The organism is Leptospira stimsonii (genome assembly GCF_003545885.1).
Classification (GTDB): Bacteria; Spirochaetota; Leptospiria; order Leptospirales; family Leptospiraceae; genus Leptospira; species Leptospira stimsonii.
In genome coordinates, this window is the sequence record NZ_QHCT01000004.1 from 1 (window position 1) to 22711 (window position 22711).

Annotated in this window: 28 protein-coding genes; 20 read left to right on the forward strand and 8 right to left on the reverse strand. The window is 38.4% G+C overall.

Annotated elements, in window-relative coordinates; genetic code table 11:
• Window positions 1-342 precede the first annotated feature (342 nt).
• From DLM75_RS14340 to DLM75_RS14415, 14 genes are all read left to right on the forward strand, one after another.
• The gene (locus DLM75_RS14340; protein ID WP_118969207.1) at window positions 343-963 is read left to right on the forward strand and encodes a hypothetical protein; all 621 of its coding nucleotides are present in this window, start codon (window positions 343-345) and stop codon (window positions 961-963) included.
• A gap of 248 nt (window positions 964-1211) precedes the next feature.
• Window positions 1212-2918, forward strand: coding sequence for a GmrSD restriction endonuclease domain-containing protein (locus tag DLM75_RS14345; RefSeq protein ID WP_118969208.1), 1707 nt, complete (start codon window positions 1212-1214; stop codon window positions 2916-2918).
• A 268-nt stretch (window positions 2919-3186) separates the two neighbouring features.
• Complete coding sequence (locus DLM75_RS14350; protein ID WP_118969209.1) at window positions 3187-3669, forward strand: hypothetical protein; 483 nt, start codon at window positions 3187-3189, stop codon at window positions 3667-3669.
• 17 nt (window positions 3670-3686) lie between these two features.
• Window positions 3687-4274 carry a DUF4145 domain-containing protein gene (locus DLM75_RS14355; protein ID WP_118969210.1) on the forward strand — a complete coding sequence of 196 codons (588 nt, stop codon included), beginning with the start codon at window positions 3687-3689 and terminating at the stop codon, window positions 4272-4274.
• A gap of 762 nt (window positions 4275-5036) precedes the next feature.
• Window positions 5037-5402 (forward strand): type II toxin-antitoxin system RelE/ParE family toxin, encoded by a 366-nt coding sequence (locus DLM75_RS14360; RefSeq protein ID WP_118969211.1) that lies wholly within the window; start codon window positions 5037-5039, stop codon window positions 5400-5402.
• Window positions 5386-5715 carry a helix-turn-helix domain-containing protein gene (locus tag DLM75_RS14365; RefSeq protein WP_010577046.1) on the forward strand — a complete coding sequence of 110 codons (330 nt, stop codon included), beginning with the start codon at window positions 5386-5388 and terminating at the stop codon, window positions 5713-5715. Before DLM75_RS14360 ends, DLM75_RS14365 begins: the two co-directional genes overlap by 17 nt.
• 296 nt (window positions 5716-6011) lie before the next feature.
• Window positions 6012-6698: a hypothetical protein gene (locus DLM75_RS14375; RefSeq protein WP_118969212.1), complete on the forward strand. Its 687-nt coding sequence runs from the start codon at window positions 6012-6014 to the stop codon at window positions 6696-6698.
• 240 nt (window positions 6699-6938) lie between these two features.
• Window positions 6939-8339, forward strand: a complete 1401-nt coding sequence (locus tag DLM75_RS14380) for a HEPN domain-containing protein (protein WP_147456641.1) — start codon at window positions 6939-6941, stop codon at window positions 8337-8339.
• Between the two features lie 312 nt (window positions 8340-8651).
• Window positions 8652-8882 (forward strand): ribbon-helix-helix domain-containing protein, encoded by a 231-nt coding sequence (locus DLM75_RS14385; protein ID WP_118969214.1) that lies wholly within the window; start codon window positions 8652-8654, stop codon window positions 8880-8882.
• Window positions 8879-9277 carry a type II toxin-antitoxin system tRNA(fMet)-specific endonuclease VapC gene (gene vapC, locus DLM75_RS14390; RefSeq protein ID WP_118969215.1) on the forward strand — a complete coding sequence of 133 codons (399 nt, stop codon included), beginning with the start codon at window positions 8879-8881 and terminating at the stop codon, window positions 9275-9277. The genes DLM75_RS14385 and vapC overlap by 4 nt, the downstream gene beginning before the upstream one ends.
• Window positions 9278-9580: 303 nt before the next feature.
• Complete coding sequence (locus DLM75_RS14400) at window positions 9581-9877, forward strand: BrnT family toxin (RefSeq protein WP_118969216.1); 297 nt, start codon at window positions 9581-9583, stop codon at window positions 9875-9877.
• A gap of 3 nt (window positions 9878-9880) precedes the next feature.
• Window positions 9881-10087, forward strand: coding sequence for a hypothetical protein (locus DLM75_RS14405; RefSeq protein ID WP_020775355.1), 207 nt, complete (start codon window positions 9881-9883; stop codon window positions 10085-10087).
• Between the two features lie 501 nt (window positions 10088-10588).
• A complete protein-coding gene (locus tag DLM75_RS14410) occupies window positions 10589-10837 on the forward strand; it encodes a ChpI protein (protein WP_118969217.1) in 249 nt (82 codons plus the stop codon).
• Complete coding sequence (locus DLM75_RS14415; protein ID WP_118969218.1) at window positions 10824-11168, forward strand: type II toxin-antitoxin system PemK/MazF family toxin; 345 nt, start codon at window positions 10824-10826, stop codon at window positions 11166-11168. Before DLM75_RS14410 ends, DLM75_RS14415 begins: the two co-directional genes overlap by 14 nt.
• Window positions 11169-11549: 381 nt before the next feature.
• On the opposite strand, the gene DLM75_RS14420 is transcribed toward DLM75_RS14415, so the two are convergent.
• The 5 genes from DLM75_RS14420 to DLM75_RS14445 form a co-directional block, all read right to left on the reverse strand.
• Complete coding sequence (locus DLM75_RS14420; RefSeq protein ID WP_158586478.1) at window positions 11550-12170, reverse strand: class I SAM-dependent DNA methyltransferase; 621 nt, start codon at window positions 12168-12170, stop codon at window positions 11550-11552.
• A gap of 158 nt (window positions 12171-12328) precedes the next feature.
• Window positions 12329-12877: an imm11 family protein gene (locus DLM75_RS14425; RefSeq protein WP_118969220.1), complete on the reverse strand. Its 549-nt coding sequence runs from the start codon at window positions 12875-12877 to the stop codon at window positions 12329-12331.
• Window positions 12878-14222: 1345 nt separating this feature from the next.
• Window positions 14223-14633, reverse strand: a complete 411-nt coding sequence (locus DLM75_RS14435) for a hypothetical protein (protein ID WP_118969222.1) — start codon at window positions 14631-14633, stop codon at window positions 14223-14225.
• Window positions 14634-14958: 325 nt separating this feature from the next.
• A complete protein-coding gene (locus DLM75_RS14440; RefSeq protein ID WP_118969223.1) occupies window positions 14959-15441 on the reverse strand; it encodes an SRPBCC family protein in 483 nt (160 codons plus the stop codon).
• The gene (locus DLM75_RS14445) at window positions 15428-15757 is read right to left on the reverse strand and encodes an ArsR/SmtB family transcription factor (RefSeq protein WP_118969224.1); all 330 of its coding nucleotides are present in this window, start codon (window positions 15755-15757) and stop codon (window positions 15428-15430) included. The genes DLM75_RS14440 and DLM75_RS14445 overlap by 14 nt, the downstream gene beginning before the upstream one ends.
• 372 nt (window positions 15758-16129) lie before the next feature.
• On the opposite strand from DLM75_RS14445, the gene DLM75_RS14450 reads away from it, so the two are divergent.
• From DLM75_RS14450 to DLM75_RS14460, 3 genes are all read left to right on the forward strand, one after another.
• Window positions 16130-16984, forward strand: a complete 855-nt coding sequence (locus DLM75_RS14450; protein ID WP_118969225.1) for a class I SAM-dependent methyltransferase — start codon at window positions 16130-16132, stop codon at window positions 16982-16984.
• Window positions 16985-17181: 197 nt separating this feature from the next.
• On the forward strand, window positions 17182-17769 hold the full coding sequence (locus tag DLM75_RS14455; protein ID WP_118969226.1) for a YdeI/OmpD-associated family protein: 588 nt from the start codon (window positions 17182-17184) through the stop codon (window positions 17767-17769).
• Between the two features lie 269 nt (window positions 17770-18038).
• Window positions 18039-18380: a DUF4180 domain-containing protein gene (locus DLM75_RS14460; RefSeq protein ID WP_118969227.1), complete on the forward strand. Its 342-nt coding sequence runs from the start codon at window positions 18039-18041 to the stop codon at window positions 18378-18380.
• Window positions 18381-18489: 109 nt separating this feature from the next.
• Here DLM75_RS14460 and DLM75_RS14465 read toward each other — a convergent pair whose 3' ends face one another.
• The 3 genes from DLM75_RS14465 to DLM75_RS14475 form a co-directional block, all read right to left on the reverse strand.
• Entirely contained in the window at window positions 18490-18960 is a 471-nt protein-coding gene (locus DLM75_RS14465) for an SRPBCC family protein (RefSeq protein ID WP_118969228.1), read from the reverse strand.
• Between the two features lie 63 nt (window positions 18961-19023).
• A complete protein-coding gene (locus tag DLM75_RS14470) occupies window positions 19024-19494 on the reverse strand; it encodes an SRPBCC family protein (RefSeq protein WP_118969229.1) in 471 nt (156 codons plus the stop codon).
• Window positions 19457-19768 carry an ArsR/SmtB family transcription factor gene (locus DLM75_RS14475; protein WP_241547939.1) on the reverse strand — a complete coding sequence of 104 codons (312 nt, stop codon included), beginning with the start codon at window positions 19766-19768 and terminating at the stop codon, window positions 19457-19459. Before DLM75_RS14475 ends, DLM75_RS14470 begins: the two co-directional genes overlap by 38 nt.
• Before the next feature lie 590 nt (window positions 19769-20358).
• Here DLM75_RS14475 and DLM75_RS14480 point away from each other — a divergent pair.
• The 3 genes from DLM75_RS14480 (at window position 20359) to DLM75_RS14490 (ending at window position 22653) form a co-directional block, all read left to right on the forward strand.
• Window positions 20359-20694 carry a hypothetical protein gene (locus DLM75_RS14480; protein WP_147456642.1) on the forward strand — a complete coding sequence of 112 codons (336 nt, stop codon included), beginning with the start codon at window positions 20359-20361 and terminating at the stop codon, window positions 20692-20694.
• Window positions 20679-21035, forward strand: a complete 357-nt coding sequence (locus tag DLM75_RS14485) for a YciI family protein (RefSeq protein WP_118969232.1) — start codon at window positions 20679-20681, stop codon at window positions 21033-21035. The genes DLM75_RS14480 and DLM75_RS14485 overlap by 16 nt, the downstream gene beginning before the upstream one ends.
• A 430-nt stretch (window positions 21036-21465) precedes the next feature.
• Window positions 21466-22653, forward strand: a complete 1188-nt coding sequence (locus tag DLM75_RS14490) for an MFS transporter (RefSeq protein ID WP_118969233.1) — start codon at window positions 21466-21468, stop codon at window positions 22651-22653.
• Window positions 22654-22711: the final 58 nt, after the last annotated feature.

A 22711-nucleotide genomic window follows, 5' to 3' on the forward strand; every position in this document is an offset into this window, starting at 1 on the left:
TTAGAGCAAATTCATAACGTCGCCTAACTTCGACTTCTCGCTCCGTTCGTCACTCACGGTTCCCGCTCGGACTCACTCCGGGCTAAAGCCACATTGCTTTGTCACTTCGGTTCGCGAGACGCGCCTAAGGGCGCTCGAACCTCGTTCCAACCGCGTCGCGCACAAGCGCTTGCGGCCGCAACGTCGAGAAGTCTCTTTCGTTATGCGACATGCACTTAGGTCAAATTTTTATACAGATTTAGATCGACTTTTTTATTTATAAAATTAAAGGATAGATTTTAGTTTGAACTCAAAGCTAAAATTGGTCGCTTTTTGCCTTCATATGACGAATAATGATTTAATATGAAATCAGATTTTACAGATATATTCTCGAAGCTTTATTTTAATCGCGAAAAAGTATTCAATAATATAAATATTGAATCAATTATAGTTTACAACTTTATAAAGGATGCATTTAAAAATTCAAATATATCTGAAAATCATGTGTTTAGATTTATGTTTAGTTCCTTTTATGGGTTGAATGCTGCGAAAATATCACAAGATTTTAAGGAAAATTATTTTAGAACCATGGAAAAGTATCGTGATTATCAACAAGTTCCATGTCTTGAAGATATAATTGAATCTTTTGATAAATCTGAAAGTTTTCAATTTTCATTTATAACGAAATTGATGCACACATTAGATAATAATAAGCCTATTTATGATAGTCGAGTTGCAAAAGTATTTTCCTTTAAACCACCTTATCAAGAGAGAGATTGGAATAAAAAGGCTCATATTTACAATAAATTTTATAATGACTTAAATGATTTTTATTCATTCTTTTTTGATAGAGACACTTCCTATGGACTATTGAATGAATTTGATGATAAATATGAAAAATTTGGTAAAATATCCAATGCAAAGAAACTGGATTTTTTACTTTGGACTGCAGGAAAAATAGTAAACACAGTGCACGTCGCATAACTACGGCTTCTCACTGCGTTCGCGACTCACGGTTCCCGCTCGCGCTCACTCCGGCCTTCGGCACATTGCTTTGTCACTTCGGTTCGCGAGTCGGCGCTAAGGCGCCTCGAACCTCGTGCCAACCGCGTCGCGCACAAGCGCTTGCGGACGCAACGTCGAGAAGCCTCTTTCGTTATGCGCCATAGAAACTTGTATAATCGCACTTATTTCAATCAAATACAAAACAGATATCTACCAAGAGGTTAATTATGACTTACGAATCAAAATGTATAAGAGATATTGTAATTGAGAATATAAATCGGGACCTGTATTTGCCAGCGATTCAACGAGAATATGTTTGGGATATTGCAATGATAGAAAGGCTCTTTGACTCAATAATGAGCGATTATCCAATTAGCTCTTTCCTTTTTTGGAAGATAAAGGAAGAAAATAAAAAGGATTGGATTACATACAGATTTATCACTGACTTTGACTTTGAGAATCCACATAATCAAGAAGCTGACTTGTCCGGAATTAATAAGGATATTTTTCTTGTTTTAGATGGTCAGCAGAGATTAACATCATTATTCATTGGGTTAAAAGGTTCATATACATACTTCTATTATAGAAAGCGAAAAGAATTTTTATATCTGAATATTCTTAAGGAACCTAAAAGAGATGAGGAAAACCCCGATGAACTAACTTACCAATTTCAATTTCGCGAAAATGAAGCTGGAGATAATAATGAGCTCTGGTATCCTGTAGGTAGAATACTGGATTTTCTTGATGCGGAAGATGCAAAAAATGATATAGATAGTTTATTAATGACCTTTGGTGATAGCAAGAAAACCAATGCTAAAAAATTGATAGGCCAACTCCACTCGAGAATTCATACATATAAGCTCATAAACTTTTATGAGGAAAAATCTCAAGATTATGACAAGGTTGTTGAAGTCTTTATTAGAGCTAATACTGGCGGAAAAAAATTAGATTACTCCGATATACTTCTTTCGACGGCTACAGCTAAATGGAGTGAGCTTAACGCTCGCGATGAATTGTATAATTTCACAGATGATATTAACTCGATCGGGGATGGATATAATTTTGATAAAGATTTTGTATTAAAGGGATCATTATTTCTCACAGAAGAATTATTGATTCAGTATAAAGTGAAAAACTTTACCAAGGCGAACTTGGAAAAGATTGAAAAGAATTGGGAAAATATTAAAAGTACAATTAATCAGACTATCCATCTTGTTTCGAAATTTGGCTTTTCTAGAAATAATCTAACTTCTTCAGGAGTTTTATTGCCTATTGCTCTTTATATCAGCAAAAACAATAAATTAAACTATCATTTATCCACAAATATTTTGGATGTAAAAATGCAAAATATTATTCAGAAATGGCTTATTCTCAGTTTAATCAAAGGAAGCTTTGGAAGCTCTTCTGATTCGATTTTAAGAAAAGTTAGAGAAGTAGTTTTATCTAATCAAAATATCGTAACTTTTCCTTACAAAGCATTAAACAAAGCTCTGGTTCAAGAGCCTTCTTTCTCCGATATCGAACTGGAGAATATTACTCAGATAAACTATAAAACTAAATATTCATATTTAGTTTTATCTCTGCTGTATCCAGACAGAGATTGGAAAGATAATGTTTATCATGAAGATCATATTTTTCCTAAGTCAGAATTTACTAAAACTAAATTGAAAAAAAGGGGATATTCTGAGCTAAAAATTAATAATTACCTTAAAACTTTCAATACCATATTAAATCTTCAGCTATTAACTAATTCTGAGAATCTCTCAAAAAATTCAACATCTTGGGATCAGTGGTCTCTTACAAGAGATGCTTTTTTTAAGGAAAGGCATTCGATCCCAATTATCAATGATTATTCTTTTGATAATTATGAAAATTTTATAGAGCAAAGGAAGAAAATTATTATTAATAAGCTAAGAAATATTTCGATCGAATAAAACGAGATTTTATCTTTATGCAGTTTTTGTATAGCTATAAGTTTCTACGGCGCATAACTTCGGCTTCTCGCTTCGTTCGTCACTCGCGGTTCCCGCTCGGACTCACTTCGGGCTACGCCACATTCGCTTTGCCGTTCGGCTTGTAATCGCTCACTAAGGTTCGCTCAAGCCTCCGTCAATCCCTTCGCGCACAGGCGCTTCGGGAACGCGAACGTCGAGAAGTCTCTTTCGTTAGGCGACATACCGAATTTATTATTAGGAGAGAAAAATGATAAATATAACTTTTTTGGTTAATATAATGGACCGATTGAATGAAGTCATCGGTTTTTTATACAATTTTCAGCTTTTTGAGAAAGCAACACCTGAAATTAGACAAGCAGTAGTAGACAGGGGAGATATTAATCATACCTCAGCTATTATTCGGGAAAGATTACTTCGTAGACCGATTAATGATGAAGACAGAAGTAAACTTCTTTCTTTGTATTTGAATACATTAACGACTGTAGGTAACATAATAAGTTCTAATTTATATGGACCGAAAAATATTAATTCATATATTTTTAATCTATCTCAACTGATACAAAATGCTCCGGATTATGGCTATAGTCAGGATCAAATTGAAACTTTGGAACGAGACCACGACTTGGAAGTAACAACTAAGAAATTGCTAACAGATCTTGACAGAGACTACAATGCGCAAATTCAAGTATTGTTAAATATTGAGAAAACCAATTCTGAATTGTCGTTTTAGACGGATTCTGGATTTCTATGGCGCAAGATAAAACAGGTGAAAATATTCTCTTGATGGCATTAGGGGGATTGATTGGCGTTGCAATGGCCCAACCCAAAAATGAAGAAAAGATTAAACTTCAACAATTTAATAGCTATCAAGAAGAATTTAACCATTATCTTTCGCTTAGAAATCACTTTTTTGAATTTCTAAGTAGCCGAGAGAAATATTTTCAATTTCAGAACTTTCTTAAGGAGGTTCGAAAAAAGAATTTAAAGATTCGAGTAATTAAGAAGAGTCAGATTTTAATTAAAGATAAAATTCTTCAATCACTAATGCGTGAAGCTCAAACAGCATTTTTATATGATATGCCGAGAGCGACAGTTATATTGAGTTCAACGGCACTCGAATACATACTACAAAAGAAATATAACTCTGTTTCGTTTAATGAAGCGATAGAAAAACTTTACAGTGAGAAATTAATTAGAAAACCCCATTATCACTTTTTGCACGGACTACGATCAGAAAGAAATGAACACGTCCACGAGGCACCTGCAGATTATAATATTGACGATGCAGAAATGATTCTAAATTTAACTATTTCACTGTTAGATATTTTGTTATAAAAACGGTACGTCGCCTAACTTCGACTTCTCGCTCCGTTCGTCACTCACGGTTCCCGCTCGGACTCACTTCGGCCTTCGGCACATTTGCTTTTAAACTCAACTTGCGAGACGTTCGCTAAGGCTCACTCAAGTTGAGTTTAAATCCCTTCGCGCACAAGCGCTTCGGGAACGCAAACGTCGAGAAGCCTCTTTCGTTAGCCGCCATTTGCCCGGGAGATGACGGAAAAAGGCGCGGGGACGAAGCGGGGCAAGGGGAAATTCCGGATTTGTTCTTCTCTACTAGACTAATTTGATTCTAATCCAGAAATTAAGAAAGAAGTGTTATTGCTTTTCTGTATTGGTCTTTCCTTCCAGGAAAAACTTTAAAGTTTAAAAGTTACTATTTCTGTAATCAATGTTTCTTGGGCCCCCAGCAGTCCCCGCGATGCAATTTGATATTGATTGGGCAAACAGCGGCTAACTAACGCTTGCCGCTTCGTTCGCCACTCACGGTTCCCGTTCGGGACTCACTTCGGTCTTCGACACATCGCTTCGCGAACTTGGCTAAGTAGTAATAGAAAGGATCTTCAGAAATAGAAGTTCGCGACCCTTTCGCGCAAAGGCGCTCCGGGGACGCAACGTCGGCAAGCTTCTGTCGTTAGGCGAACATTTTTGCCAAGGCTTCTCCGATTACTTTCGCCGCGTCCATGCGGCGATTTAAACCAAGATTTTGTAAGGATTTAGAGATTGACAATACCCTATTAAATAGGGTTAATTGATTTATTGAAGAGAATATTCATTCACCTTCCAGATTTCGATCTATTTTGGAAGAAAGCCGGACTTGAAGATGAAGAGTTAAAAGAACTTCAAGAGTTTCTTTTAGAAAATCCAAAATACGGTCCTGTAATTAAAGGTTCTAACGGAATAAGAAAGATACGATGGAAAAAGAAAGGAATCGGTAAGAGTGGTGGAATTCGAGTCTTTTATTTGGATATTGAAGAATTCTCAGTATTATTTTTAATAACACTTCTTGAAAAGAACGATAAAGAAAATCTTTCAAAGAAAGAACTTACGATCTTAGCGGATTTAGTAACTTCTCTAAAAGAATTAATTCAATCGAAGAGAGAACGACATGAAAAAAGAAAGTAGCAAACTATTTAATAGTCTTTCTAAAGGACTTAATGAAGCAATTGAATACACGAAAGGTAAAAAAGTTCCTGGTGTAAAAGCGCAGATTATTGAGATTCAGAAATTACCAACATTTAAAGGTAAAGAAATTAGAAATATCAGGACCAATTTACATCTTACTCAAAATACTTTCGCTCAAGCATTAGGTGTCTCTGCTAAAACAATTGAAGCTTGGGAATCGGGAAAAAACATTCCGCAAGGTCCAGCTCAGAGAATGTTGTTCATTCTTAAAAACAATTCTAAAGCATTAAATATTTTAGGAATTAAAAACTAAAAACGCCATCCTTGGCGTAATTTGTTAGTGCTTCGGCAAAAACGTCGCCTAACTTCGGCTTCTCACTGCGTTCGCGACTCACGGTTCCCGCTCGCGCTCACTACGGGCTCCGCCACATTGCTTTGTCACTTCGGTTCGCGAGCCGCGACTAAGGTCGCTCGAACCTCGTGCCAACCGCGTCGCGCACAAGCGCTTGCGGACGCAACGTCGAGAAGCCTCTTTCGTTAGACGAAATGCTCGCAAAACTATGAACCTTTATATGAAAAATTTCTATTTAAATAATAGAGGAGGTCCTTATGATTTTTGTTAATATTCTAAGTATTGGATTTCTTATTGTTTGTCTCGTTTATTCGTATTATTTTTTCAAAGGTAAAATTCATTTTCGAAACTTTATCTCATTAACCTTGGTAATTCTGTCTTTTCTTGTTTTTTTATGGGTTTTTCAACATTTTGCTTTCGAGTTAACAAAAATTAATTCGAACATCATTGATACTTATTTAAAAATAATTGGAATTTTTGGTGCGTTAGTATTCTTTACTTATCAATTTGTAAGTGGGGTTTTCTATACTGGAATCGGAATCAAACTTGATTGTAAATCGAGGCTTAACGATGGTAAGCGATTAATCTACCTTCATGCAGAAGTAACGAGTAAGACTAATTTTATAAAAATTTACGATGCCAAAGCTTTTAATACTCCAATTTCTTCAGATCTGATTGCGGGGACATCTGTGGAAATGAAAGTATTGGGCACGAAGCGACATGAGTATGAAAACAATTTCCTTACAAGCAAATATATACAAGGGTTAAATGGAAATTTGCAGATAAATCCAAATGATGAGATGACATTTGCTGTAATTGGTGAATTCCCTGACCCGACCAAAACACTACTAATTGAATTTGTCCTTTTAGGTAAGAATTTTTTTTATCTCTTTCCGGAACAATGGAAGTCTAGTATTTTAATTATTCCATCACTTGAAGATTGAACGTCATCATTTGGAGACCTTGCTTGCACTTCGTCTAACTTCGACTTCTCGCTTCGTTCGTCACTCACGGTTCCCGCTCGGACTCACTGCGGGCTAAAGCCACATTCGCTTTGACGTTCGGCTTGTGACCGCTCACTAAGGTTCGCTCAAGCCTCCGTCAATCCCTTTGCGCACAAGCGCTTCGGGAACGCGAACGTCGAGAAGCCTCTTTCGTTAGACGACATATTGCATTTTAACTCTATGAATAATAAAACTATTAAAGGTCAATGTTGGTTCATTGAAAATCCCGAACGAAAACTTTCCGCAACTTTTGAGTTCTATGATAAAACTCATCAAATCAACTTGTTTGGAATAAATTGGAGCCGAGATGATTTAAACTCAATGAAAGAGATTTATTATATTTTACATGCTACTAATGAGCAAGGTGAACCGATTACTTTAATTAATGTAAAAGTTATCATTGGTAAATATTCAATATTTAATTCGAATGATCATAATTCGATGAATTTAAATGTTAATCTTCATTGTTTTCCTGAGTGGATACTATTAGGCATTCATATATTTGATGAAAACATAGAAATATTCAAGAAATCAAATTTTACATCGAAAAGTATCGATGAATGGTTCGGGCATAGCCCTTTGCTACCAGAGATTGAAGAAGATCTAAGTTTAAAAGTAACGGCGCGAAAAGTAGAAATACCTATTGTGAATGTAAATGATAAGTTTACTTTAGAGTTTCGGCCATTCCCGAATTTGTCGCTACAGGAATACAAGTCGATATCTTATTCTTTGCCTTTGATCGCATACAGTAGTTTTAAGGAAAAATGTTCGTTTAGGAAAATCGTTTCTGCGGCAGAAACGTTGTGTAAAATATTTTCGATATCAAGTTTTTGTCCAATAGGGTTTAACCAAATAAATTTATTTACGGAAGAGGGCAAAGAGGTTAAATTATTGAGAAATCCTATTCAAGCAATACAAGAGGAAGCAATAAATTATTATTTCATTATTAAATATGATAATGTTAAAGGAAATTTCCCTGAATGGATTAATAATTTCTGGTTATTAATTTCGGAGAAGCCAGCCTTTGCAGAAATCATCAATTCACTTTTTTTCATAAGCCAATTTCCAACAAAGGAACAAAAGTTTCTCTATATTCTACAAGCAATAGAGAATTTTCATAGAATAGTTTATTCAAGTAGCCAGTATTATATAGAACAAGAAAAGTATAAACAAAATCACCTGCCAATTTTGCAACAAGCAGTTTCACATCTTTCATCCGATATCCCTTTGAGTTTAAAAGATGCTCTGCGCGGTCGCTTAAAATATGGAAATGAAATATCATTACGAAACAGACTGATGCAATTAATGAATGATTTGCCTTGGTCTTTAAGTAAATGGATTGCAACTGATTCTCAAAAATTTGTATCTCGTGTTGTTGATACTCGAAATTACTATACGCATAGATTGCCGGAGGACGCAATCGACCTTGTGGACTTCGAAAAATCACCTTCAATTGATAGAACATTAGAGATATTCTTAGTGATGTTGATTTTATTGAAGGCGGGTACTTCTGAGGACGCTATTCACAAATCCATATATCCAAAAGATCATTTTAGGAATTCTTCGCTTCCTTTAGGATAATGCAATACGTCGTCTAACTGCGGCTTCTCGCGGCGCTTCGGGATTGCTCCGCAACCCTTGCTTGGCCTTCGGCACATTTGCTTTGTCACTTCGGTTTGCGAGCCGTTCACTAAGGCTCACTCAAACCGAGTGACAATCCTTTCGCGCGTTTAGCGCGCTCCAGGACCGCAAACGTCGAGAAGCCTCTTTCGTTAGACGCAATAATCGCTTAGTTTAGCCTTAAAAGGTAAATTTCAGACCTGCTTTTGTTCTTTTACTGTCTTGACAAAGGATATACTTGCGCTTATACTTGCAATAAGGAGAATAAGCTATATGCCTCAAGTCTCATTATATCTCGATCAAGATACTTTAAAAAAGATAGAAACCGCCGCTAAGAAAGAAAAGATTTCTATTTCCCAGTGGGTTAGAGTGAAAATACAAAGCTCTTTCGATAAGAGTTGGCCTGAAGAGTATTTTAACCTTTTTGGCTCAATTCAAGACGAATCGTTTTCTGAACCTAAAAGGTTAAAATTTGCCTCTGATACGAAAAGGGAAGAATTGTGAATTATTTTCTAGATACGAATACTTGTATTTATTTCTTAAAAGGTAAAAGCGAAAATATTGAGAAGAATATTAGGAAGTTAAATCCAAATCGTATTAAAATACCTTCGATTGTAAAGGCAGAGTTACTTTTAGGTGCCTTGAAAAGCAACGGTAAAAAGAAGAATAGGGAAGTTGTTTTAAGTTTTCTCGATCCATTTGAAATTATCGGATTTAATGATATAGAATCCGAAATTTATGCTGAAGTTCGAAGTGATTTAGAAATTCAAGGAATCCCTATTGGTCCAAATGACTTAGTAATTGCATCCGTTGTTCTAAGCTCCAATGGAATTTTAGTTACCAATAATGAGAAAGAATTTAAAAGGATTCCAAAGCTAAAGTTAGAAAATTGGCTTTAGCTTTGATCTAAGGCGATTACTTCGCCTAACTTCGGCTTCTCACTGCGTTCGCGACTCACGGTTCCTGCTCGCGCTCACTCCGGGCTAAAGCCACATTCGCTTTGTAACTCGGTTCGCGAGCCGCGACTAAGGTCGCTCGAACCTCGTTCCAATTCTTTCGCGCGTTTAGCGCGCTCCAGAACCGCGAACGTCGAGAAGCCTCTTTCGTTAGGCGCCATGAAATTAAAATCTTTTAATTCCAAAAAGAAAATGGCTAAAATATTCTGATTTACTACTGCTTCATCTAAAATAATTCTAATCTAAATGCTTTTTGAATGGGATGAAAAGAAAAACGCTTCGAATCTTAAAAAGCATCAAATATCATTTAAACAAGCCTCTAAGGTCTTTTTAGATAAAGATGCAATCTACATTTCCGATGAAAACCATTCAGAAAATGAGGAAAGGTGGCTTGTTCTTGGAAAAATTGAAAATTTTACTATAATCGTAGTTGTTTTTGTGGACAAAACGAATAATGAAGAAGAAAAGTTAAGAATAATTTCCGCCAGAAAAGCTGATAAATTGGAAGAAAAAGAATACCTCCAAAGAATAGGCAAAGATTAAGAAATGAAAAAACATTACGACTTCTCTAAAGGTAAAAAAGGCGTCTTCTTTATAGAAGACAAAAAAAATATTCATTTGCCGATATATCTTGATAATGATATCGAGGAATATTTTTCCAAAATTGCCTCTTCTAAAGGTAAAGACTTAAATTCTATCATTAACAAAGTTCTTAAAAAAGAAGTAGAACTTCAAAAAGAACTTTCTATTTAGTTGTTTAGCAACGGCGTATAACTTCGGCTTCTCGCGTCGCTTCGGGATTGCTATCGCAACCCTCGCTTGGCCTTCGGCACATTTGCTTTGTAACTCGGCTTGCGGGACGAGACTAAGGTAGCTCAAGCCTCGCGCCAATTCTTCCGCGCGTTTAGCGCGCTTCAGAACCGCAAACGTCGAGAAACCTACGCTTGCCGCTTCGTTCGCCACTCACGGTTTCCGTTCGGGACTCACTTCGGTCTTGGACACATCGCTTCGCGAACTTGGTTAAATAGTAAAAGAAGAGATTCTCAGAAATAGAAGTTCGCGACCCCTTAGCGCACAAACGCTCCAGGACCGCAAAGGTCGAGAAGTCTCTGTCGTTATGCGAAATGCCCTAAGTTTAGCTTGATATTGAAGAAGGAAACCAAAAGACAATATGTCGGCTTATTTTCTAAATTTCGACCCAAAATCAGTCTATTTTAAAGTTGACATTGGTATGACCAAAGTTATACCAAGAATATGAAAACGGCAATTTCAATTCCTGATGAGCTATTTAAAACTGCTGAGAAAACAGCCAAAAAACTTGGAATTCCACGTAGCCAACTATTTGCAAAAGCATTAGAAGAATTTATTCAATCTCATAGTAAGGAATCTGTAACTGAGAAATTGAATCAAATTTACAAGAACAAGTCCAAAGAAACTAAAAATAATATTACTGATTTATCCGTTGAATCGCTTCGCAAGAGTTTAAAAAATGATTCGTGGTGAAATCTGGTGGGTGGATTTGGGAATTCCTTTTGGAAGTGAACCTGGGTTTAAACGTCCTGTTCTCATAATTCAGGATGATTCTTTTAATCAAAGTAATATTAATACAATAGTTTCTATCGCAATTACATCAAATCTGAATCTTTCGGAAGCACCGGGTAACGTTCTAATTAGCAAGAAAGATTCAAATTTATCAAAAGACTCAGTCGTAAATGTCTCTCAAATTGTGACTTTAGACAAAGAAAGATTTCTTAACAAAGCAGGAAAACTCAAATTAAATAAATTAGATGAAGTTGAAGTAGGGCTTAAACTGGTTACAGGTTTAGATAAATAAGGGCACTTCGCCTAACTACGACTTCTCGCGGCCAGTCGCGCCGGGACGTTACGTCGAGATGTCTCTTTCGTTATGCGAAATTCCCGGGCAGTAATTCCAGACGTTTCTCAAGGCAATATGTTAAACAACCTCGAGGCCTTGCAGAGTTTATCTGCTTCCTCATCTAAGAGAGCGTTCAGGGTTTCTTCCACTGAACCTCTTACGAGTTCGCTCAAGTCTTTCCCCGAGCTGGGTATCATCCACTTGGATTACTTTCAAGTGCGCGTTTTCTTCTCCCTTATTTTGGGTTTTTTTTTGAATTGGCTCATCGCAAACTCAATCGGCAAAGAGAGCCTTCTCTTTAATTTGTAAATGTGCGAAATATTTAGGAGGTTATCGACTCTATTTAATGCTCTTAGAAATAACTACGATATGATTATCTAGGCTATTATCATTATTTTTATAATCAATTTGGAAAATCTTTTCTATTTTAAAATTGTTGGCGAAGTGTAAATTAGAAATCGTCTCTAAATCATGATAATAAAAGTAAAGAATTCTGTTATCCTTTCCTTTCTTTATGCCAGAATGATTTGGATCGCCTTCTACGAAGCTTAAATATAGAAGTCCATTTGTTTCTAAAGATTCGTTTAATTTCGGTATAAGAGTTTTTATTTCTAATATTGATAGATAAGGTAAACAAAAACCGCAAATAATTCCACTAAATTTATTGTGTTGAGATTCATATTTTCTAATATCTCCTACTGAAAAAGTACAGGAAGGATTATTTTTCTTCGCCAAATTGATCATATTATAGGCTATATCTATTCCCTCAAGAATCAAATCATTCCGTTTTTCGACAATATATTTTGCGATATTTCCGGGACCGCATCCTAATTCTAAAACGCGAGAATTTTCAGGCAATTCTTTACAAAAAAAATCATACGTTTCGTTATAAAGAGGAAAATCCATAAATTTCTCTTCATACAAATCTGCAATCTCGTTCCAGGTGTTGAAAGTTTCCACAAATTCATCCATTGTTATATAAGCCTAATTAATTTAATTTTACTTAAATAAATTTGAAATTTTTGTTTCTAAGTTTAATCTGAAAGACGTTACGACTTCGTATTCCGCGCGTCTCCATGTACTTACTATTCTTCAAAAAAGAGTCAAGAAATTTCTAGTTAACTTCTATTTAGCACCAAACACTCTTCAAAATCTAACCCCTTTAAATCTGCCGCAACTACGGCCTCTCGCACTGCCTGGCTCACGAAGGTCGGGCTTGCTCGATGAGGGAGACGAAAAATATCCACCGTCTGCAAACGTTCTTCAATCAACACAACATCGGCTAAATGCATGATTCTATTCGTCCCGGGAAAATATGTTACCGAGGAAAGATCGTAATTTAGCGCATCCACAAGACGGGAATTAAATATGTACAACGGAGTACCGTCGTCACATACAAGTGACAGCAACTCTCCATCCTTAAGAAGAAATGTTGAAAGTGCCCGAATTGCTGAGTCACGTAGAATAAGTGCGTGGCCCCCAAGCCAGGGAAAGTCCGATATGCGTGCCGGCTTATTTTCGTCCGCTTTTACTCTTCGCACCTCAATAGGCTTCCACTCTCCGGCAAAAGGTTCTCCTCTCAACTCATGAAAATATTCGTAGTCATCCGGGTTCACTGCATTGACCCACTCGAAACCGTTCTTCGGCCATAGTCTATAAAAATTCATTCGAAGGTCCCTTACAAAATAAGAGTTCAAATTCCGGCGAACCGCTCAGCTTCCATTTTCGAAACAAAGATCGCTTTCGCGTCATTCTCCTTCTTATTAAAATAGATGAGAAATACACTTACCACTCAGAAAGTCATCGCCATTTCTTTCAAGTCGATACTGACTTTATTAAACGGAAAGCCTGTTCTTTAAATGGAAAAATGAATAGTCATCAACACCGAAATTTCAATTGCTAAGTTAAGAATCATTCTGGATTCAACTGAACAATTGACGTCCTCAATTAACACCAATGGCGAACAAAATTTACAGGCTACGCTCACATCGTTTGCGCTTAGTTCGGCCAAACTGTGAAGGAAAAGACATTACAGACAATGAGCTAAATGGCGTTTAACAAAAGTTATACGCCTCATTGCTCTCAATCAGAGAATCCATTTCACATTTCCGAAATTGGAATTTGGGAATTAGTTTGGGTAAGGAGGAGTGACTCTTGCTTTCTCCGAAACGAAAGGCGCAATTCGCCAGTGTGTAATTTGTTTTTAGTAAGAGAGGCGCTGAAGAATCGAATCTTAGATACTCAAAGTAAAATGAATTTAGTATAAAAAGAATGCGGATGAAGTGAATCGATCCGTCCGGCAAAAGAAAATGGAAAACCGTTTGTGGACATTTTCCCGAAAGGTCCTGCGGGAGTACCTTGTTCTTTTTACCTTCAATGGCGGTTCGAAATCAACGCTGAAAGAGGATTTGATAAATTTATAAATTCTTTCGGCAAGGATTTAATTGAAAAGGAATCAATAAAACTTTATGGAGCCTCCATCGATGTTAGAACGAAAAAGATAAATCCGGATGAAAGCCAATTTATAAATCTGATCTTTTTAAGTCCGAGTCTGATGAGTTTAAGGTAAAGTAAGAGAGAAAAGTCATAGTCTCTACGGACGGCGTAGGTTTTTTGTCATTGCACCGGCGAAGTAAATTCTCAAATAAATTATTTCTAATTTATAATTCCTAGAGTAATTCGAAATAAGAAATTTCTAATAGGAGAAATCCTTTCTTAAGATACAGACATATATTAGTAAGACAATTAAGAGCATGATTCGCAAAAATCTTCGATATCAAAGTCCAAACAAAATGAATTTAAACGATGAATCATTCCTAAATTAGTAACATTTCGATGGACCGCTGATAGATCTATCGCATAGTATGCAGAATTTCCGTCTGTTAAGGCAAGCAGGCTACAAAGTCGAAAAGGATTTTGCTTTCTTTAATCTTCAGCACCGGACGAACAATTCTATATCGGAAGGAAGGACATATTTTCCTCCAGATATAGAATCTTCGATTTCAAAAAGAATTATTTACAAAAAGCCGGAGGATTATAGGCCGGATTTCTTACTCTTGAATAGCAACTTGTATTCTCTTGAGTAGTTACTCCGAGGAGATTCCATTGTGTAACAGGATACTGAGCAGTTGAAGGAGGGCCTTGTTGCCAATCGAAACGGTAATTTCCTTCTGGTTGCCCTTTGATGATAATTCCTTTAGTAACGGTTCCTGATGCTTTATAACAAGCAATAATGTTCCTGTTATTGCTTATAACCAACCAAGCAATCGGATTTGGAGTCGGATCTTGTTGGCATCCGCTATCTAATACCCAAATTCCCTCTAAAATCGTCTTAGAGTCCTCGATTGTTGTTTTCCCTTCTTCTTTGCAATTGAACGCATAGGTCGCAATCAAAAGGGTAAAAATAAAAGTAATTTTTTTCACTCTATTCTCCTTCCTGGGAAATAACAAGATTCCCATGTTTTATGGATCATAAAGAAATAGAATATTAGAATATAGTCAATTAATATTATTTAAATATTTATTCTTTTATATTCTATTAGTCCATTATCTACCAGAATATTTCGTTCCAGTAGATATCGTGTTTCCCGTTATCAGCTGGAGCGAAACGAGGAGAATGATTGTTCCACTGAAGAGAGACTTTCTCTAACATAGGCATCGTGCGTCTGTGATTAGAGATTTGAATCGGTTCATCTTATGTTCGGGTGGAATGAGAAGGGTCTTCTTCCTAACTCCGAATTACTCGTGTTTAAGCGAGTTTTTTCAAATACTTAGCGAGATTCTCCATGTGTTGCTTCCCTCCTTCAATCGCACCGTATTTTCGGTTCACTCTTTCAAGCTCTTCTTTGCTTGGGAAGATTTGTTCCATTGTTAAGTTGGATCCTTCTCCGGCTTCTTCAAAGACGATCTTTGATTCGAAGTCAACGTCCTTCGTTCCTTCACCGTCGCCGAGATGTTTATAAATAATAGAGTGCGGCTTCTTAATTTCCGTGAATTGTATTTTGTTTTTATAATCGTGCCCGTCCGGACCATGCATGACGAAGTCCCAGATTCCACCGTTGGAAAAATCTAAACTTTTTGTCGTTAACGTGAAACCGTCAGGACCCCACCACTCGGAAAGATGTTCCTGGGACGACCAGGCCTCGAAGAGCAAGTCGACGGACACGTCAAAGTATCTCTTGTAAATGACTTTGTTGCCTTCTATGATTGTTTCTACTTTATTTTTTTCCACGGGACCTCTCCTTCTTCATTTTTAAAAGATACTTTTCCAGCTTATCCAAGCGTTGATTCCATAGATCTCTAATTTCCTTTAACCAATCTTCCATTTCATTCATTCCTGAATCGTTAAGGCTATAGATTCTCTTTTGTGCGTCCTTCCTCATTTGAAGAACTTGAGCTTCTTTCAAGATCTTCAAATGTTGTGAAATCGCGGGGGCGCTCATCTTAAATCTTCGGCTTATCTCCGTCGAACTAAGATTTCCATTCTTCGCTACCAATCTCACTATTTCCCTTCTTGTGTCGTCCGCCAGCGCTCCAAAAGCATTCATGTTATTATATTTAATCTAATACTTAATTAAGTCAATACTTAAATAAACGCGTTTTGAAAAAATTCCATTGTGGAATTAAGAAAAAAACCGGGAGGAAAATCACAATTCGAGGATTTAGATTCTTTTTCATCGAAGGAGATTTCCGTTCGTTTTTCGGCTTCTCCGATTCAATAAGCTCAGAGTCGTATCTCAAAGGGCCTTGATTTTTAGAATGACTTTCCTTTGTGAGAACAGAATTCAGGATCAATAGTAAGATTCAAAACTTCGGGTCAAACTTCGATAGCGGCTCTCAAAAAGGATTTGCACTTTCAAATTAAGAAACAGAATTAACAATTAACTTAGGATGACTTTTAAAAAACAAAGGAAGAAGTTATGGGAAGGAACGAGATAGCTCCGGAGCACACTGCAGTTCGAGTCGCTTTATGGCGTGCACTTCATGTTCAAGTTGATTCGAATCCACACGTATTAGAGGATGAACTAGGCCTAAAACTCGTTGGTGATCAGAATTGGCGCGATCGCCCGGATATGAATCCCGAAGGAACAAGACGGATTCGTTCTTCGATTGTTGCGCGTGCGAGGTTCGTGGAAGACTTAGTGGAAGAGCAGGTAAAATTAGGAACTACTCAATACGTGATCCTCGGAGCCGGTCTTGATACGTTTGCACAACGTCGCCCGGAAATCGCTTCACGTCTTACCGTCTTCGAAGTCGATCAACCCGGTCCGCAGAAATGGAAAGAACAACGTCTTAACGAACTCGGATTCGAGAAGATTCCGGATTATCTAAAATTCGTTCCCGTTGATTTTGAAGGCGGTCAATCTTGGTGGGACAAACTCGTTGAATCCGGATTTGATCCGAACAAACCCTCGATCGTCGCCTCGACTGGCGTATCAATGTATTTGACCAGAGAAGCCAATCTTTCCACTCTGCGACAAATGGCAAACTTGTCGCCAGGATCTTGTTTCGCTACGACCTATATGCTTCCCATCGAGCTTCTCGAACCGCAAGATAAACCGACATTAGAATTTACGATTCAAAAAACACGCGAGGCGGGGACCCCGTTTATCAGTTTTTTCACGCCTACGGAAATTTTAGAATTAGCAGAGGAGGCAGGTTTTCGTAAGGCTCATTATGTTTCAATCGAAGAGATTCGAGAACGCTATTTTTTAAACCGAAGTGACGGATTGATTCCAGGGAGCGGAGAATGTTTCTTAGTCGCCATGACATAAGAATCTTCGAGGTCCAAGATACTCAAATGACTCTTTCTAATAGCCAGATAGACTATCGGCAAAGGGCTACGTTCCACTTGTCGCAGACCGTTTTCGATTCTTCCTCAAAATCCGGAAGAAGAAAATGTTTCTTATCCGTTTCTCTCAAAGGTTACGGATTTCAAATCAAATCATAAAAACAGGAAACGGTTCCATTCATGAGCAGAACGAATCCTAAAGTTGATCAATACTTCAAGAAGACGAAAACATGGAAAAACGAATTGGAGAAGTTAAGAAAGATCGTTCTCGATACCAAGTTGACTGAAGGATTGAAATGGGGCGCCCCTTGTTATACATTCCAAGATAATAATATAGTCTTGATACACGTTTTCAAGGAATATTGTGCGCTTCTTTTTTTCAAAGGAGCCTTGTTAAAAGATCCGAACAAAATTCTTATCCAGCAAACGAAGAATACACAGGCGGCCCGCCAGATTCGCTTTACCGATGTTCAGGAAATCGTTAAAGCGAAATCGATTTTGAAAGCCTATATCAAAGAAGCGATCGAAATCGAGAAGGCGGGATTAAAAGTAACGTTTAAGAAAACCAAAGAATTCGAATTCCCGGAAGAATTTCTTCGCCAATTGGACCATGTTCCTAACCTAAAATCCGCTTTCGATTCTCTGACGCCGGGACGACAAAGGGCCTATCTTCTTCATTTTTCCTCCCCAAAACAATCTAAAACTCGTGAATCGAGAGTGGAAAAATGTATAAAACGAATTCTGGATGGGAAAGGGCTCGATGATTGAGCTATCAGCTAACGTTCATTCGAAGAATGATTTCTTATTTTTGATTCCGCTTTTGGGAGTTCCGTTTGAAAGAAACTTTGAGGCAAAACCGAAAGTAGAATTCAATTTATTTTGACAATTTACATAGAAAACTCTCTATTCAATCCAAGAATCAGTAACCAATTTAAGGGAAATTTGTAACTCTTCACCATTCGAATTACATCCGAATTGGATCGCTTTTAGAAAAGATTTCAAATCAATGGTTAGAAAACGAATACAAGGAATAACCAATGAAGGAAATGAAAATCGGAAACATTACATTCACACTTTTTAATGAAGATGAGATTTGTTTGGAGGATCCGAATTCCTTTTTGGAAACCGTTTTTTCCTCCGCTTCGGAAACGATCGTATTTTCCGAAAAGAATTTTCATCAAAAATTCTATGATCTAAAATCCGGATTTGCCGGCGAAATTCTGCAAAAGATTACGAACTACAAATTGAGAATGATTGTTTTAGGAGATTTTTCCCAGTATGATTCCAAAAGTTTTCGGGACTTTATCTATGAAAGCAATCAAAACGGAAGAGTAATCTTCGTTTCTGATTTGGAAACGGGTTTGCAGTTATTAAAATAGACGGCCGCCTCCGGCCACAAAGTGCGTCCGTTCCCATTTGCAAGAAACGAACGGCACTGAGTTTTTTCCGAGCACGTTAGTCTATCTTTGACGTAAGTTTCCTTTTGGGTCAGTTCAGGTCGTCGATTTTCAAATCATCCGGAGCAGGCTGACCTTGTCCCATTTCCACAAGATTCTTTAAACTGAGTAAGAAAGTCGCCCATTTCATACTACAATGTGCGGTGAATTCGCTTTCTTTCTTCCAGTCTTGATGTCGAAAATGAATGATCGTCAATCCCGCTCCATCCGGAGCCTTGCTTGCGTTCAATTTAAAATCGATATGAGAACCGATCCAATCTTCCGGTCCGGAAGTGCATTCCCAGAGAACCCGTTGTGGAGCGAGTTCTTTCACTTTCATCTCCATATCGGCCTTATGCCCGAAACTAAAACGAATCGATTCTCCTGCCTCTGACTTTCCTCCCGAAAATGGTCCTTCGACTTCTTTCGTCCACCAACCTGCAAGACCAGCTTGAGTCGTCAATGCCTGAATCACTTCCTCAGCGCCGGAACGTATTCCGATTTTGTGATATATCCCGTTCATCTTTTTTTATCCTTCCTCATTCCTTGAATTTTTATTCTCGGCATCGCCGATAAAATCGTTATCTTAACCCTTCTCGTCGAACCATTCCGAATAGGCGTCGAGAATATGAGTCCATCCGTAATCGTGGGATTGAATTTCCTTTTCGTTTGCAAGACGTTCATGGATCAATGTCACAAGTGTCTGCGGCCTTTGATTCGTGCCGGAAGAACTTTCGATCCTAGTCGTCGGCAACGCGGTAAAAGTAACCGTGACCAGAGTATCCCTTCCTCCCGTTGCATGGGAACGCCAGGTAAACACCAGCTTCGTCGGCTCTTCGATCGTTTGATATTCTCCTTCGTGTGGAAATATTTTTCCATTGAGAGACATATCGATTCGAAACTTTCCGCCGGGTCGAGGATCTATCGAAACGGATTCAACGATTGGATCTCCGCTCAAAAACCATCGTGAAAAGTTTTCCGTGTCAAGCCAGGCACGAAAGAGCCTGGTCCGATCCGCGTTAATTTTTTTTTCTACTTTTAGAACGGGGTTTATCATTTTTTAATTCCTCTTCTTCCATAAACGCTTCCAGTCGATCCAGCTTGTTTGTCCAGAATTCTTGATGATAGGTGAGCCAAGCAAAGGCTTCCGATACTGCCTTACTTTGAAGCTCGAGTCTAAAACTTCTTCCGTCTTCCTGGGCTTTTACCTTGCGAACCAAACCTGCGCTATTCAAGACGTCGATATGTTTGGCGACTCCGGCAAACGACATGGAGAACGGTTCCGCGAGTTCCGAAATCGTTAGAGATCCTTTCCGAAGACGTTCGAGCATTCGACGTCTTGTATGATCCGCCAGAGCGGCAAAAACTCGATCGAGCTTTTCTTCCTTTTTCAGCAATTCAACCATTTAGTTGAATAAATAGGATTTAAATTTATTGTCAAATACTAAACCATGCAGTTGAATATATTTTTAGATATTTTTTAGGCTTTGATATCGATCCTTGAAGGTTTTGTCTTTTCGCGGTCGATTTCGAAGATTCCCCGAAATCGAAAAAAGTAGGAGCTATTACAAAAAGCGAAACTTCTGAAATACCGGATTCATTCGTAGGAGCTTCTACAAGGAATTCCCGATTTCTAAAGTTTGATCGGACCGATTCTCTGAGATCTGCTACAAACACAAAGTGCCTGTCAGAAAGAAGTAGGAGAAGAATCGCGATACAAATGGATCGAAATCGACGACAGATTTTAGTTTTTTAATCGAGAATCGAATTCTTACAAATTCAATCTTGAAATCCTTTGTCGGAGAATGATTTTAAAAAAATGCAATTTCGTATCGAAACGTTACCCTAAAAAAAACTTATCGGGATGAGAGTTCTCTTGTCCCTCTCGGAAAATAAGACCCAAGAACTCTGGAAGAATTTTATGACAAGGAAGAGTGAAATCCGAAATCGAATCGGAGCCGACTTCTATTCGATGCAGATCTACGAAGATTCTTATTTTAAGAATTTTGACCCCGCTAAAACATTCGAAAAATGGGCGAGTATGGAAGTCTCCGATTTTGATTCGGTCCCCGTCGAAATGGAAACCACAATTCTTCCTGCTTCTTTTTTTTCTCCGTTCGACGTCCCCTTTCCGAATTCTCATTGGATATCCATTCAACAGAGAGCTGAAAGGAACGGGTTTTCACGAACACTTCGCATTTTTAAATCGAAAATATTCTTACTAAATCTGAGGTTTACAATATGGCTGAATACTTAATCTTGATGCGATTGGATTTGATCTCGAAAGATGCGCAACCGACGCCGCAACAGCTCGAAGTTTATAGGAAACAGTATCAAGATTGGGTGGAAGGGATCGTGTTGAGAAAAAGATTTCTCGGAGGCACCGGGCTTTCCACGGATGGCAAGGTAATCAAACCCAATCAAGTGATCAGAGACGGCCCCTTTGTGGAAATCAAAGAATCCCTTGCGGGTTTTATCACGATCTTAGCGGATAATTTTGAAGATGCTGTATCGATCGCCAAGGAATGTCCTATCTTAGGCGGTGCCGGAAACAGCGTGGAAGTAAGACGAATCGTTTCGGTGCACGAAAAAGATTAAACTCTTCCACTTCGTTTGTGTAAGGAGGCGTTCTTTCCTATGAAAGCAGATGATCTAACACCGGACTTTTTCGAACCGAAACGGAAAGATCATTTTCGCGTTGTGTAAACGTTTCGGTTTGAACCAGATCGAAATTTCCGGGGATATCGCGAGGAAACGTTTCTTACAGCGGCTCTGCATTGGTGGCAGAACGGTCTTCGAGAACATCCGAAGGCTGGGATAAAGAATAAGGCATAAATCATCTTCAGCGCGCATGTATCGAACTTCGGACCCATGATTCGAAGAAAGTGAGCGCCGCTTCGGAGCCGAATACAACTATTTTATAATATTGTAGATCTGAAGCGAATTTTCTAAAACGAATTGATTGATTTTACAGAGAGTTTTTCATTCTTGGAAATCATTCTCCTTTCAACCTATAGGAAATGTTTCCATGTTCAAAGAAAATAAGAATCCGCTTCTCATCTGCGTCCTCCTCGGTTTTGGAACGGTCCTCGGACTTTCCGGGATCGATCTGGTTCTTCCAAGTATTCCGAAACTTCCGGAAGTTTTGGGAGGGGATCAGACCCGTTCCCAGTTTGTAATCGCTTCTTTTGTCGCCGGAACCGCCTTTGGGATGATACTTTTCGGAAACATCGCTTCTCGTATCGGTGCCTCCTCGCTTCTTCTTTTCTCGCTTGCGTGTTATTCTTTTACTTCCTTTCTCTGTACTCTTTCGCCTAATTTAGATTTGTTGATCGGCTTTAGATTCTTCCAAGGCCTTTCTTCCTCGGCGGCGGCTGTCCTTGCTCCGGGAATCATCAAAGATCTTTTCGACGAAAAAGGCGCGGCAAAAGCCCTAGGACTTTTGGGTAGCGTTGAATCTCTTGTTCCCGCCCTTGCTCCCGTTGTAGGCGTTTGGTTTCTGAGTATCGGCACTTGGAAATATTCATTTTTCGTAACATCGATTCTCGCATTTCTGCTCGCGCTTGTTTTTTTAATGATTCGATTGAACGGTCCTGCGAAACCTCTGTCTCCGATCAAACCGGGCTCTTATCGTAATCTTCTTTTATCGCCCGTTTTTCAAAGATATTCATTGAGCCAGGCGCTCAATTTGGGCGGTCTTCTTGTTTTTGTTTTCGGTGCTCCCGTTGTGATCGTAAAAACGATGAACTCGGATATTCATAAGTTTGCACAGATGCAGACGATCGGCGTCGTCTTCTTTATCATCGGTGCCGTTCTTTCTTCCTCTTATCTCAATCGTAAAATAAATTCGGAACATCTCATCTCGATCGGGACCGGGCTTTGTCTTTTATCTTCCCTTTTACTGATCCTTTTTTCTTTTTTGGGTGAGAATCATCCGATCACCATTCTTCTGATCTTTCCGATCATGAATTTTGGACTCGGTCTTCGAGGTCCGAACGGTTTTCTCAAAGGAATCATCGCGTCGAACGGAGATGACAACCGGGGATCTTCCTTGATTCTTCTTTCCATCATTTCGATTTCCGCCGGAGGCACCGCACTGATCGCGCCTTTTTTGAACTACGGACTTTTGGCTTTGAGTTCTTTTGTTGGATTCCTACACGCGATCGCTTGTCTGCTTCTGATTGTTCTTCCTTCCTTACCTTCCGAAACAAAGTAAGAATCGAACTAAGATCTCCGCCTTTGTCGAATTGGAAAAGGATTGACTCGCATGTGTC